Source organism: Pseudoalteromonas sp. c7(2019), from assembly GCF_011378625.1.
Lineage (GTDB): Bacteria > Pseudomonadota > Gammaproteobacteria > Enterobacterales > Alteromonadaceae > Pseudoalteromonas > Pseudoalteromonas arctica.
This window is the reverse complement of record NZ_WTKS01000007.1, coordinates 46,769-60,775: the sequence shown is the minus strand read 5'-3', so window position 1 is coordinate 60,775 and position 14,007 is coordinate 46,769. Positions and strand designations below refer to the sequence as shown.

The 14,007-nt window shown below is 41.7% G+C and carries 12 protein-coding genes; 8 read left to right on the top strand and 4 right to left on the bottom strand.

The window, feature by feature from the left end:
• Window positions 1-45: 45 nt before the first annotated feature.
• Complete coding sequence (gene poxB / locus GQR38_RS09540; protein ID WP_165721679.1) at window positions 46-1,770, top strand: ubiquinone-dependent pyruvate dehydrogenase; 1,725 nt, start codon at window positions 46-48, stop codon at window positions 1,768-1,770.
• Window positions 1,771-2,014: 244 nt separating this feature from the next.
• Here poxB and GQR38_RS09535 read toward each other — a convergent pair whose 3' ends face one another.
• The 3 genes from GQR38_RS09535 to GQR38_RS09525 form a co-directional block, all read right to left on the bottom strand.
• A complete protein-coding gene (locus tag GQR38_RS09535) occupies window positions 2,015-3,241 on the bottom strand; it encodes a threonine/serine exporter family protein (RefSeq protein WP_076924234.1) in 1,227 nt (408 codons plus the stop codon).
• Window positions 3,242-3,357: 116 nt separating this feature from the next.
• Entirely contained in the window at window positions 3,358-4,587 is a 1,230-nt protein-coding gene (locus tag GQR38_RS09530) for a glycosyltransferase family 4 protein (protein WP_165721678.1), read from the bottom strand.
• Window positions 4,584-5,579: a LacI family DNA-binding transcriptional regulator gene (locus GQR38_RS09525; RefSeq protein WP_165721677.1), complete on the bottom strand. Its 996-nt coding sequence runs from the start codon at window positions 5,577-5,579 to the stop codon at window positions 4,584-4,586. Before GQR38_RS09525 ends, GQR38_RS09530 begins: the two co-directional genes overlap by 4 nt.
• A 166-nt stretch (window positions 5,580-5,745) precedes the next feature.
• On the opposite strand from GQR38_RS09525, the gene GQR38_RS09520 reads away from it, so the two are divergent.
• The 5 genes from GQR38_RS09520 to GQR38_RS09500 all read left to right on the top strand — a co-directional run bounded on the left by GQR38_RS09520 (window position 5,746) and on the right by GQR38_RS09500 (window position 9,981).
• Window positions 5,746-8,208 (top strand): prolyl oligopeptidase family serine peptidase, encoded by a 2,463-nt coding sequence (locus tag GQR38_RS09520; RefSeq protein WP_165721676.1) that lies wholly within the window; start codon window positions 5,746-5,748, stop codon window positions 8,206-8,208.
• Window positions 8,209-8,484 carry a hypothetical protein gene (locus GQR38_RS09515; protein WP_165721675.1) on the top strand — a complete coding sequence of 92 codons (276 nt, stop codon included), beginning with the start codon at window positions 8,209-8,211 and terminating at the stop codon, window positions 8,482-8,484.
• A gap of 71 nt (window positions 8,485-8,555) precedes the next feature.
• Window positions 8,556-9,173, top strand: a complete 618-nt coding sequence (locus GQR38_RS09510) for a LysE family translocator (protein ID WP_165721674.1) — start codon at window positions 8,556-8,558, stop codon at window positions 9,171-9,173.
• 53 nt (window positions 9,174-9,226) lie between these two features.
• Window positions 9,227-9,499, top strand: coding sequence for a DUF2798 domain-containing protein (locus tag GQR38_RS09505; protein WP_240917393.1), 273 nt, complete (start codon window positions 9,227-9,229; stop codon window positions 9,497-9,499).
• Between the two features lie 293 nt (window positions 9,500-9,792).
• Window positions 9,793-9,981 carry a DUF2798 domain-containing protein gene (locus GQR38_RS09500; protein WP_231615234.1) on the top strand — a complete coding sequence of 63 codons (189 nt, stop codon included), beginning with the start codon at window positions 9,793-9,795 and terminating at the stop codon, window positions 9,979-9,981.
• A 52-nt stretch (window positions 9,982-10,033) separates the two neighbouring features.
• Here GQR38_RS09500 and uvrA read toward each other — a convergent pair whose 3' ends face one another.
• Window positions 10,034-12,592 (bottom strand): excinuclease ABC subunit UvrA, encoded by a 2,559-nt coding sequence (gene uvrA / locus GQR38_RS09495; RefSeq protein WP_206006134.1) that lies wholly within the window; start codon window positions 12,590-12,592, stop codon window positions 10,034-10,036.
• Window positions 12,593-12,860: 268 nt separating this feature from the next.
• Between uvrA and GQR38_RS09490 the strand changes: the two genes are divergently transcribed.
• Together GQR38_RS09490 and GQR38_RS09485 are read left to right on the top strand one after the other, a co-directional pair.
• On the top strand, window positions 12,861-13,265 hold the full coding sequence (locus tag GQR38_RS09490; RefSeq protein WP_346774068.1) for a hypothetical protein: 405 nt from the start codon (window positions 12,861-12,863) through the stop codon (window positions 13,263-13,265).
• 55 nt (window positions 13,266-13,320) lie between these two features.
• Entirely contained in the window at window positions 13,321-13,866 is a 546-nt protein-coding gene (locus GQR38_RS09485) for a hypothetical protein (protein ID WP_165721673.1), read from the top strand.
• The last annotated feature ends 141 nt before the right edge of the window (window positions 13,867-14,007 follow it).

The following is a 14,007-nucleotide window of genomic DNA, read 5'->3' as shown; positions in this document are numbered from 1 at the left end:
AAAAATCAATTTACAGAATAACTGAATATTTAGGAGTTCTATATTATGAGTCAAAATATCGCAAGTTTTATTACTAAAACCCTTGAACAAGCTGGCGTAAAACGTATTTGGGGAGTAACTGGCGATTCACTTAACGGCATTAGTGAAAGTCTGCGAAAAATGGGAACAATTGAATGGCTAGGTACGCGACATGAAGAAGTTGCCGCATTTGCAGCCGGTGGCGAAGCGCATTTATCAGGCGAGCTTGCAGTGTGCGCGGGTTCTTGCGGCCCAGGTAATCTTCATTTAATTAACGGCTTATTTGATTGTCAGCGCAATAATGTACCGGTATTAGCTATTGCCGCACACATTCCTTCATCTGAAATTGGCAGTAGTTATTTTCAAGAAACCCATCCGCAAGAATTATTTAAAGAATGCAGTGTATATTGTGAAATGGTTTCGAGCCCTGAGCAAATGCCGTACCTGTTAGAAACCGCAATGCGACAAGCAATATTAAATAAAGGCGTGAGTGTACTTGTGCTACCTGGCGACATTGCATTAAAAGATATGCCTAAAGCTATCAAACCAAAATGGAACGTGCCAAAGCCAGCAACGTATACCCCCGCTTTATCTGATATTGAAGCAATGGCGACTCATCTTAATAAAAGTAAAAAAGTAACCTTATTGTGTGGTGCTGGTTGTAAGGATGCCCACGACGAAATTGTTGCGCTAGCCGAAAAATTACAAGCACCGATAGTGCATGCCATGCGCGGTAAAGAATTTATTGAGTACGATAACCCTTACGATGTTGGTATGACTGGGTTTATTGGCTTTGCGTCGGGCTATCATGCAATGCAAGAAGCCGATACGTTATTAATGATTGGGACTAGTTTTCCTTATCGTGCTTTTTACCCTGAAAATACCACCATATTGCAAATTGATAATCAGGCTGCGTCACTCGGGCGACACGTGCAAATTGATTGTGGCGTGTTAGGGGACACAAAAAATTCAGTGACCACACTGCTTGATTATATTAAAGGTGAACGGAGCAGTTCGCACTTAGAAAAAAGTGTTAAAAACTACAAAGAGTCTCGACAAGATCTCGATGAACTAGCCAGTGGAAAAACCTCGCAAAATTTAATTCACCCGCAATACCTAACGCGTTTACTCAACGAGCAAGCGGCTGACGATGCTGTTTTTACTTGTGATGTAGGTACGCCAACAGTGTGGGCTGCACGTTATTTGTCAATGAATGGAAAGCGCCGCTTAATTGGATCGTTTAATCATGGTTCTATGGCAAATGCCATGTCGCAGGCAATGGGGGTTCAATCTGTAGATAGAGACCGCCAAGTCATTGCAATGTGTGGTGATGGTGGCTTTTCGATGTTAATGGGCGATTTAATCTCACTTAAGCAGCTTAATTTACCAATAAAGATTGTTGTTTATAATAATCGCTCACTTAGTTTTGTGGCTATGGAAATGAAAGCCAGTGGGTTTTTATCAAGCGATACTGATTTAGAAAACCCAAGTTTTGCTAAAATTGCAGAGGCTTGTGGATTAAAAGGGATTCATGTGGACGACCCTGAAAAATTACCATCGGCAATGAACGAAATGATGAACCACTCAGGACCTGTTGTTTTAGAAGTCGACACTGCAAAACAAGAGCTTTCAATGCCGCCGCAAATCAAATTAGAGCAAGCAAAAGGCTTTAGTGTTTACATGATGAAGGCGTTAATTAACGGCAAAGGTAACGAGATTGTAGAGCTTGCCAAAACTAACTGGTCACGCTAGTTAAGTTACTTCCCTATTGAGTGTTTTGGCTCAATAGGGAAGTGTAAATTAGAAGTAGGATATGATTAAAATGGAAGGTTTTTTAGTATAGTGTTGGAATCACTACGATGCTTTTGAGCTCACTAAAGTGCGATGTAAAGAGCTAAAACACTTAGCATTGGCAGTAATTGCTACTTGGTAGTTGATTGAGCTTAATGTTTCACTCGCTTTACTCAATCAAAGTAAAGCGAGCGCTTAGTATCACTTACAAACTCTTTTTAGGCGGTAGGGCGACGTTTGCAAATATTAGTCCTGCAACAAGCGACATAAATATTAAAAACGTTTGTTGGCCTATGTGTTCTGCGTATATAAAGTCTTGGCCTTCAATTAGTGAGTTTAAGCCAATATAGGTTTTGCTACCTGGTACTAATACAATTAAGCCTTGCATGGCCACAATAGAGGCTGGCGCATTAGCAACGCGGTTAAACAAGTTACTAAATATACCCACCGATAAAGCACCTACAAACGTACCTAACGTGTAATCAAGGTACATAGCCGAGCCAATACTGGTGCCGTACGCTATAAAGCCTGATGCAATAGACCAAACCGCATGCTTAAGTTTGGTTCTAAAAATCACGATTAGGCTGCTACAAAGTAAAAATATAGCCAGCCATGCGGTCCATTTTGGTAATGGTTCAGGTTGTACAAAGTCGGCTTGTCCAAAGAGTGCAAAGCCAATACCTATGCCAATAAAACCGCCAAAATACAGTTTAAACAACAGCATAAACGAGTCCATTACCCTTGCTGTGCCCGACACTAAATGCCGCGCTGCAAGCTCTGCTAAACCAAGCGCAAGTGCTAAACCGGGTATAAATACAATAATGGCCGAAAGTACTACCAAGCGTATATTTATTTCAGGCGTTATATACACGCTTACTGCACATGCAAGTACTGCTGATATTATGGCAACTAATGGCTCAAGCATGTGAGCTACGCGTTTTGAGCGACCAGACCAAAGCACAAACACATAAACGACTAAAGTAAGCAGCGATGACCAAATAACATCAGTCCAGCTAGTACCCATTAACATAGCAAACGCACCACCAGAAGTTGCAAAGGCAACGCCCGTTGTTAATTTATTATATGGGTTTGGCATCACAAAAATTGCGTCTAGCTGCGCATCAACTTCTTGTAAACTTAGCTTGTCGTCAAGCATTTGGTTTACAAGGTCGTCGGTGTCGGCAAGTGAGCCTAAATCGTGATCGCCAGGGTCTACACGTGCAACGTGGGTGTACTCATCTTCGTGGCCATCGGTCCAAATAACAAACGTTACAGAGGTTGGCGACATAACAAATGACGATTTAAGTCCTAAGTAAGTAGCCACTTCCATTAGGTGGGCTTCTAGGCGGTAGGCTGGGGTGCCATACTTGTGAAGCATTTTACCCAATTTAACGATAAATTTGCGTTTTTCTGTAAAGGTTGCAGTTTTCAAATCTTTTTGGACCAAATATTGCGATAACTAAGCTAAAAATATAGACAATACAGCTAAAACTGCCCACGTTTGATGGGCGCGATTTTAAACACTAATTGGTGTGTGTCTAGTCATTTTTAATCTAATTTTTTATTTTTTTCGGCTATCCATTGCGACATGTATTGAGTGCTGCGCATTGTATGATGTTTGAGCATTTGGCCTGTGAAGTTTTTTTCGCGATGAGCGCTTAAATCACAACTTATTGAATCAATTTTTTTAATTAACGCTGCGCTTAATTGGGCTTTATCGTACAGCGTATTAAGGAGTGTATTACCATCTTGCTGCGCTTGTTCAAAGTCACTTTGATTGGTGTGCATTTCAATGGCAGCGTTGGCAAAGTTATCGGCTGTGTTGGCTATTTTCCCCGGCCATGGTAAATCGTTATGCATGCCCTCTGCGCCAATGTTAGTGGTAACGCTGGGTGTTTGCATTATCATGGCTTCAAGCAATTTACCTTTAATGCCTGCACCAAAGCGCAGTGGAGCTAAACATACACGCGCACTTTGCATTACATCAAACGCATTATCAGCCCAGCCTTTTATTAAAAAACCGGTTTTAGGGTTATTTAGTGCCGTGGCTTTTGGTGGTGGGTAAGAGCCATAAATATGTAGTTCTGCTTTTGGGAGTTGCTTGCGAATAAGTGGCCATATTTTTTGTAAGTAAAGTACAGCATCCCAGTTTGGCGCGTGTCTAAAGTTACCTATTGTCATAAAGTGCTGGCGCTGCTCAAACGTTTTTGTACTTATAGGCAGTGAGCTTAAATCGACCATAAACGGTAAATGGTGTAATAAGCTTGGCTCTATTTTAAATACGCTGTTTAGCAGGCTCATTTCATAACTTGAAATAATTAAGCTCAGGTCGCAGCGTAAAATAGCGGCAATTTCGCGTTTTGCTATGTCTGAATGTAAATCGCTGGTTGTAAAGTCACGCTCACCTTTAAACGCTTCGTGGCGAGCATTACGTAGGCACTGTAAATCTTCGGTATCGAGAATTTTAATTGCGTGTGGGCAATGCTTATCGACGCGCCAGCCAAATTGTTCTTCCATCATAAAACGGTCAAACATGACTATATCTGGATTATAGGCTTTAACGTATTCGTCAAAGCTGTCGCAGTTTAATGCAATGCTTTGGCTGGTTATGCCGAAGTCGTCAAGGTTTACCATGTGATCGGTGCGCTGCGCGGGCGTTGCAAATTCAACGTCCCAGTTTTGCGCTCTAAATGCATTTAATAACGACATCATGTGCGTTCCCGCAGCAGACGAATTTGGCTCTGGCCATACGTAGCCAATTACCAGCACTTTTTTCATTGGCTAGAATCTCTAATTTGTAAGTTTACATTTACCAGTGTTTTTACTGGCGGGGCTGTATTTTGTAGTAGCTCTTGCAGTATTAAAAGGCACCGCTTGGCTATATCGGTTGTACTTATAGCCACGGTGGTTAAGTGATTATTTATAACCGCGCTATTAGGAATATGGTGGCAACTCACTACTTTAATACAGTGATGCGTTAATGAGTTAATAGCGGCAGTAACACCTTGAGCAATAATATCGTTTGAACACACCACTGCGTTTAATGTTGGGTTATGTTTATATGCTTCTATAAATGCATTTTTAGCGCTAAGGGCTGTGTTTACTGCGCAGTGAATGGGGGCTAATGGATTAATGCTGTGCTGCGCGCAAGCGGTATTAAAGCCACTTTGTAGTGCTTGTGAATCATTTAAAGTAAGTTCACTGCCTATAAATGCAATGTTTGTCACGCCTTGTGCGAGCAAATGCATACTGGCTACGTGGCTGGCTTTTTTATAGTCGGGTAATACACAAGGGGCTGCGCTAAAAGGCACTTCACTCATTACGGTAATTACTTTGTGTTGCGCGCTGAGCGTATCAAGCCATTTGGAGCAAGTATTAGCAACGGGGCAAATAATAAATGCAGCAGCGTTGTATTCCTTTAAGTTTTTAACTGCGTTTGCTTGTAGCTCAAGATTATTATTACTGCTTACAATCATGGCTTGTAGGCCACTTTCGTTTAACAAAAGTTGTAGGCTGGTAGCAAGTTGCGCCATAGTTGGGTTAGTTAAATCGTTTATTACTATGGCCACTAAATTTGAGCGCTTTGAGCGCATAGCAGCGGCATCACGATTATAAACGTAACCAAGCTCATCAATCGCTTTTAGTATTTTTTGTTTACTTTTATTGCCCACTTTATCGCTTTGGGTAAGTACCAAAGATACGGTTGATTTTGATACACCAGCACGCTCTGCAACATCAAAAATAGTGACTGATTTGGCTTTGTTATGCATTGTATTTTAAGTACCGCAGTGGTGAATAAATAGCGCTGTAGTTTAGCTTAATCAGCACTATTAAGTCATCTTTTAGAGGTGTTTAACTTACCTTAATACTTTATGAACAAAGCAAAACGTGTTTATATACGCCTATAAGAGTAAAAAATAACAAAAGGATAAAAACATGAGCGCTTTTAGGTTGTTAGTTGCCTTTATTTGTTGTGCGGCATTAGTACCAACAAGTTACGCCGAGCAGGGATATCAAACCCCATCACCTGAACTTGCAGCATTGGTTGACGCTAAGTTAGCACCCACTAGTTACTTATCGAGCGATGGCCAGTGGCTAGCGCTTTTTGAACGCAAACGTGTAGTAACCCTTGATGAACTTGCAAAAGAAGAGCTTAAGCTTGCTGGTATTAAGCTAAACCCCGCTAATTTTTCGCGCTCTCGTGTGAGTGCCAAATTTAGTGCCGTGGAGCTAAAGCATGTTCAAAGCGGGTCGGTTATCAGTATTAATAACTTACCTAATGGCATTATCCGTTCACCTAAATGGTCATCTAATAGTCAATATTTAGCCTTTATTGTTGAGCAACCAGCCCAAGCCAATTTATGGCTTTACAGCGTTGAAACCAAACAAGCAAAAGAGTTAACTAGCGCTGCATTAAATTCGGTACTAACTGCATCACCATATAAATGGCTGCCAGATAGCAGCGCCATTGTTGCAAACCTCGCTGTTAACTTTGGCAAGCCAAGGCTTGAAAATAACAGCCAAAATGTAGTGCCTGTTATTCAACAAAGTACTGGCGAAAAAGCGCCTGCACGTACTTACCAAAATTTATTAACAAGCCCGTTTGATGAATCACAATTTAAATTTTACGGCCAAGGGCAATTGGCTTACGTAACGCTTGATGGTAATACTCAAGCAATAGGTAGCCCTTCTTTATTTAAATCATTTTCGGTATCACCTGATTCTACCAATATATTAGTCGCCGGTATTAATGAGCCGTTTTCGTATCAAGTGCCTTACAGCCGCTTTGCAAGCACGTGGCAAATATGGGGCATGCGCGGCTATGCATTAGCAGAGCTGGCAAAACAACCACTTGCCGATAACATTCCACAAGGTTACGACAGCGTACGCACAGGCCGCCGTAATTTTGAATGGCGAGCCGATCAGGGCGCTGAAGTTATTTGGGCCGAGGCGCAAGATGGCGGCGACATGAAAACTGACGTTGAGCATCATGATTATGTATACAGCTTGCGTGCACCATTTAAACGCGAGCCTAAATTATTTGCCAAAGTAGAACGCCGTTATGCAGGAATGGAGTGGGGCAACGAAAACGTAGCAATGCTGACAGACTGGCGCTTTAGCGATCGCCAAGTACGTACTTACATAGTACAGCCACGAAATGCCGACAGAAACCGCGTTTTGTTTTCAGAGCGTAGTTACAACGACGCGTATAAAGATCCAGGTAATGCAATTTACGAGCGCAACGATTTAGGCGCAAACGTGATTAAAATTGTAGGCGGGCGTAATATTTACCTGCGCGGTAATGGTGCTTCAGAGCAAGGTAATGTGCCGTTTTTAGATCAATACGATGTTAAAACAAATAGCAGCAAGCGTTTATGGCAATCAGAAGCGCCATACTACGAGCGTGTACGCGCACTGCTTGACGACGAAGGTGAGCGATTTATTACTATTCGTGAATCTAAAACTGAGCAACCTAACTTTTTTATACGCAATTTAGATAACGACACGCTAACGCAATTAACGACATTTGAGCATCCGTATCCTGCATTTAAAGGGGTAACTAAAGAGCAATTACGTTATAAACGCGACGACGGTGTTGAGCTTTCGGGTACGCTTTATTTACCACCAGGGTACGATAAAACACAAGGCCCGTTACCTGTACTTATGTGGGCTTACCCACTTGAATACAAAGATAAAGCCGTAGCATCGCAAGTTCGCGAGTCGCCTTACGCATTTACCTACATTGGCTATTGGGGTCCTATGCCTTACCTTGCCAAAGGGATTGCCGTGTTTGACGACCCTAAAATGCCAATAGTGGGTATTGATGGCAGTGAGCCAAACGATAACTTTAGAAAGCAGCTAGTATCCAGCGCACAAGCAGCTGTTGATGTATTGGTTAAAAAAGGTATTGCCGATAAAAACAAAATAGCCATAGCAGGGCACTCATACGGTGCATTTATGGTTGCTAACTTATTGGCTCATAGCGATTTATTTAAAACAGGTATTGCCCGCAGTGGCGCGTATAACCGCACATTAACGCCGTTTGGTTTTCAAGGAGAAGAGCGTGATTTTTGGCAAGCACAAAGTGTGTACGCTAATATGTCGCCGTTTTTTCACGCTGAAAAAATTAACGAACCAATGCTAATGATCCACGGTCAGGAAGATCCTAATTCTGGCACTTTCCCAATGCAAAGTGAGCGCATGTACGCAGCCCTAAAAGGTTTAGGTAAAGATGCTCGCTTAGTAATGCTCCCATATGAAGCACATGGTTACCGTGCGCGTAAAAGCTTATTACACGTGTTGTGGGAACAAGAACAGTGGTTAGATAAGTATTTGTTAAATGATACAGCAAAGCCTGTCGAGGTCATTACTGAACCAATGGTAAGTACTGGGCAATAGATGCTTTTTACATATGGGGTGGGGTGCAAGAAGATCCACCCTCAATCTCACGGCACTTTCCCAATGCAAAGTGAGCGCATGTACGCAGCCCTTAAAGGTTTAGGTAAAGATGCCCGCTTAGTAATGCTCCCTTATGAAGCACATGGTTACCGTGCGCGTAAAAGCTTATTACATGTGTTGTGGGAACAAGAACAGTGGTTAGATAAGTATTTGTTAAATGATACAGCAGAGCCAGTAGAGGTTATTACTGAACCCGTGGTAAGTACTGGGCAATAGTAATAAACATGAGTAAGCAACAGCGCGGCTACTTATAGCCGCGTTTTTGCTTTTAATATGAGAGTAAATTAATGATTGATGTAGCAGCACTTGCGGTTTTTATCCCTACGTTCTTTTTTGTGTCGATAACGCCTGGTATGTGTATGACCCTTGCTATGACACTCGGTATGAGCATTGGCGTGCGCCGCACATTATGGATGATGATAGGTGAGCTGTTAGGTGTCGCAAGTGTTGCCATAGCGGCGGTATTAGGCGTTGCAAGCGTAATGCTAAATTACCCAGATGCGTTCGCTATTTTAAAGTGGGTAGGCGGTGCGTACTTAATTTATATTGGCGTTAACATGTGGCGAGCCAAAGGAAAAATGTCGGTCGATACCTCAAAACCAAGTGACGTAAGTAGGAAATCGTTATTTACGCAAGGTTTTGTAACCGCAATTGCTAACCCTAAAGGGTGGGCGTTTATGATTTCACTACTACCGCCCTTTATAAGTGTTGAGCATGCTGTAGCTCCTCAGCTTTTAGTATTGCTTGGCGTTATAATGACCACCGAATTTTTAAGTATGTTAGCTTACGCAACAGGCGGTAAAAGCTTACGTTTATTTTTAACTCGTGGTGATAATATAAAATGGATGAACCGTATTGCTGGTAGCTTAATGGGGTTAGTTGGAATTTGGCTTATTTTTGGTTAGTTTAAAAAGTAGTTGATTTTGTCATCTATTTAACGCTTAAGGCATGCCCAAAAATGAGTACACCCGTATTAGTAAATCCAGTAATGGTTGAGCCTAAAAAAACACCTGTAATTTATAAAATACTGGTTATGGTAAGTATTATCACTCTAATTGGCGGTACTCTAACTGGCATTATGACTTATGTGAATGTGGGTGTTACAGAGCATTTTTATGTAGATTGGTTTACCTCATTTATAAGTGCAGTACTTGTAATGGCGCCTATTGGTTTTGTAATGATGACCTTAATGCATAAGCTAGTTGCTAAGTTATTACCTAGGGCGTGTTGATCTTTGGTGGTTGAATTTGCAGCAGTATGTTTGGTTTTTAGGCAAGGCAGAGCCTATGTAGTGTGGTTATTCCCCATAAATAGGCGATAACGCAGCATAAATACCAAACATGCGCTGCCTATTGGGTTCTTTCTAGGGACGATTAACTCTTTGTTGCTCGGTTTTGACTTAGCCCACTAGGTTACAAACCTCGCGCCGTGATTTAATCGCCCCTAGATTGAACAAATTTCAATCTACAAAGATAAACACGCCCTAGTAGCGAGCTAAAACGTAATTTAGTGATTAGTGTTTTTATGGCGCTGATCATGGAGTCGGTGATGGCGTTTGTTACCGCTACTAATAATATTGGCTATGCAGATATGCGTGTATTTGTAACTGGATGGGCTGAAGGGTTATTAGCCGCATTACCAATAGGTTTAACTATAATGCTGATAATGTCGGTTACGGTAAAACCTAAAATAGAACGCTTTTTAAAGAGCTAATAACAAAAAAGAGCCATTGGCTCTTTTTTGTTATTTAGTGTTTACCTACTCTTTAAATTGCGCCATTCAAAAAAGGTGCTGTTCGGCTTATTTTAGATTGAGCTACATCGATAGGTTTCCCTTGCGCTACAATTAAGCCGCCTTCTTCACCAGCACCGGGTCCTACGTCAATTACCCAGTCACTATTGCGGGCCACTTGCATATCGTGTTCAACCATAATGACGGTATTGCCAGCATCTACTAATTTATTTAACTGCGACATCAGCATTGATACATCCGATGGATGCAGGCCTGTCGTTGGCTCATCAAGAACATAAAGTGTGTTACCGCGCTGCGCACGTTGAAGCTCTGTTGCTAATTTAATACGCTGCGCTTCACCGCCTGAAAGCTCAGTTGCAGGTTGTCCTAAACGCAAATACCCAAGACCAACTTGCATAAGTGCATCGAGTGCTCGCAGTATTGCAGGTTCATTTTCAAAAAAGGTATACGCCGATTCAACCGTTAAATTGAGGATATCGCTTATGTTTTTATCACGATATGTAACCTCAAGTGTTTGCTCGTTATAACGTTTGCCATGACATACTTGGCAAGGTGAATAAACGCTAGGTAAAAACAGTAGCTCTATACTCACAAAGCCAACGCCTTCACAGTTTTTACAACGACCTTTTGCAACATTAAACGAAAAGCGACCGGCATCATAACGGCGCTCTTTTGCTTTTTGGGTTGAAGCAAATAGTTTACGCACGTGATCAAACAAACCCGTGTAGGTAGCTAAGTTTGAACGAGGGGTACGGCCAATCGCTTTTTGATTTACGGTAATTAGGCGGCTTATATTATTTATACCTTCAATGATTTTTCCGCTGGTGTGTGTTTGCAGCTCTTGTTCGAGTAAGTCGGCTTCGTCGGTTGGCGCTTCCGTTATTATTTTTTGCCCAAGTGCTTCGTAAACAAGCTCTACTAACGCTTGGCTCACTAGGCTTGATTTACCAGAGCCCGAAATCCCAGTAACTGTTGTCATAACACCCAATGGAAATTCTGCATTGAGTTTTTTAAGATTGTTACGATCAATATCAGCCAATTTTAACCACGCTTTTGGCTGCCTTTGAGCCTTTTTTTGCGCGCTGTTTTGAGTAGACTCTTGACTGGTGTTTTTAGCAAAAAGGTGACGACCGGTGTGCGAATTTTTTATTTTTCTTAACCCTTCAACAGGACCGCTGTAAATAATGTCGCCACCATGCACACCGGCATCAGGGCCTACATCAACAATCCAATCGGCATGTTTAACAACGCTAACATCGTGCTCAACAACAAATACAGAATTGCCAGCCGCTATTAGCTCATCAAGCGCTTTTAAAAGTGCTTGTGTGTCTGCAGGGTGTAAACCCGCTGAAGGTTCATCTAACACGTAAACCACCCCAAATAATTTAGAGCGAATCTGTGTGGCAAGTCGCAATCGCTGTAGCTCTCCGGGTGAGAGCGTTGGCGTTGTACGCTCTAGCGACAAGTACCCTAAACCAAGCATGGTTAGTGCTTCAATACGGGTGAGAATGTCACTGGCAATGCGCTGCGTAACTATGGCTTGCTCTGGATTTTTTGTATTTTTATTTACTTTGGTATTGGCGGCGTTACTTAGTTTTTTAGCAAGTTCGTTTAATGTAAGTTGAGATAGCTCGCCAATATCGAGCCCTGCAAATTTAACACTTAACGATGCTTGTTTTAATTTTTTACCTTGGCAAGTTGGGCACTGCGATATTTGCATAAACTGCGATACGCGCTTTTTTGTACGCGGGCTTTGGGTAGTAGCAAAAGACTGTAAAACAAAGCGTTTAGCGCTTGAAAAAGTTCCCATGTAGCTTGGATTTTCGCTATTTTTTATCGCATTCTGTGTTTGCTCATAGGTGTAATCTGGGTATACCGGCACAGTAGGTGTTTCGTCGGTAAATAAAATCCAATCGCGTGCTTTTTTAGAAAGTTTGTTCCAAGGTGTGTCTATGTCATAACCAAGGGAAGTAAGAATACGGCTTAGGTTTTTACCTTGCCATGCTGGTGGCCACGCTTCAATGGCGCGCTGGCGAATAGTTTTTGTATCATCTGGCACAAGTAGCTTTTCGGTTACTTCAAACACTCGGCCTATTCCTGAGCATTCTGGGCACGCACCTTGTGGCGTATTTGGCGAAAACGCATCGGCATATAAAATACTCTGCCCAGCTGGGTAATCGCCAGCACGAGAGTAAAGCATACGTAGCGCGTTAGAAATAGTTGTTATGCTGCCAACTGATGAGCGAACCGACGGTGCGCCGCGTTGCTGCTGCAAAGCAACGGCAGGCGGTAGCCCTTCAATAGAATCAACATCGGGTTCATCAACTTGATCTATTAACCTACGGGCGTAAGGCGATACTGAATCAAGATAACGGTGCTGCGACTCAGCAAACAGCGTTCCAAACGCAAGCGACGATTTTCCAGAGCCCGATATTCCTGTAAAAACAACCAATGCGTTACGAGGTAAATCAACGTCTACATTTTTCAAGTTGTGAACGCGTGCCCCTCTTACTTGAATGCTATTACTGGGATCAGATAAATCCATTGTTGAGTTTTTATGTGTGCTTGCCATACGTTTATACTCCTGTTTAATCGCGCTTTTTACTTTAGGTTAGCTTTGAATTATTTACTCTTATCGCTCGTTATTACCCTAAAGTAGCGCAAGCACACTGAATGAGCGCTTAGTCTGTAGTGGGGCAGCCAAAGCGCTGTATAAAATGGCGATGATTGTTTGTTTACATAATGGGTATGGAATGCGAATATAATTTAAACAGTTATTGGTATGTAATTTGTTACGTAATTTACTAGGTATTTTACTAGGTAATAAAAAGGAACTAACAGTGAATAAAGCCTTCGTGATCATTTTGTTGATGCTTTCGTGGTCAACCCAAGCCGACTCTATCAAAGCGCTAAATGTTGACCGTGCAGTACCAAATAGCATGCACTTATCGTTTGCAAACGATAGCAACATAACCTCTAAAAAAGGGGATTTTAAAATCGTTAATTATGTATTAATGAGCAATGAAGAGGGCGAACGCTGGGCTGTTATAACACTAACTAACTTATCGTCGGGCAATCGCGAATTAGGCGAGGAACACATACTTGCACTTTTTGCCGACGGCAGCCGATTCATGCCAATGGAATTTAAACTCGGTTTCAAAGGTAGTGAAACACAATCGGTAGCTGTATCGTTTGCCGATTATAAATTCCCTATTTTAAGTGTGTATTCGAGTAACGATCTGTAATTAATAACGATGCGATAATATTAAATTAGGGATATTTTTAAAATTAAGGATGTTTATGAAGTTTGAAGATGCGCAACAAAATATGAACCTCGCATACTTCGGTGGTGGAACCGGTGTATTAGTGTCTGGCTTGGTTTGGTGTATAGCTGGCTTTGTCGCATTATTGTATTCAAATCAATCGAGTATGCTTACTTTGTTTTTTGGGGGCATGTTTATACATCCTTTAGCCATGCTACTTTCAAAAGCGCTTAAACGCTCTGGCAATCATGACCCTAAAAACCCATTAGGTAAATTGGCCTTAGAAAGCACTATTATTTTATTTGTTGGTTTGTTTTTAGCGTTTTATGTAGCAAAACTTCAAGCTGAATGGTTTTATTCAATAATGCTGATGATAATTGGTGTTCGCTATTTAGTTTTCAACACTTTATATGGCATGAAAGTGTACTGGATTTTAGGTGTTTCGCTTATGTTTTCTGGCATGCTGTGTATTGTATTAAATGCCACTTTTGTAATCGGCGCCTTTATTGGCGGGATAACCGAAATAGTATTTGCGCTAGTGATATTTGCCCAATCGAAAGGTATGGTTTTAAAAACAGAATAATAAGCCCCTATAATCACAAAATAATGTGCTGCTGGAGTTACCTTTCAGCTTGGTATATAGCAAAGGCTTTTTAAAGTATTAAGTATCTGCAAATTGCATGTATTCATTAGTTGGCTTAGAGCGAGAAGCAGTCAGTCACTA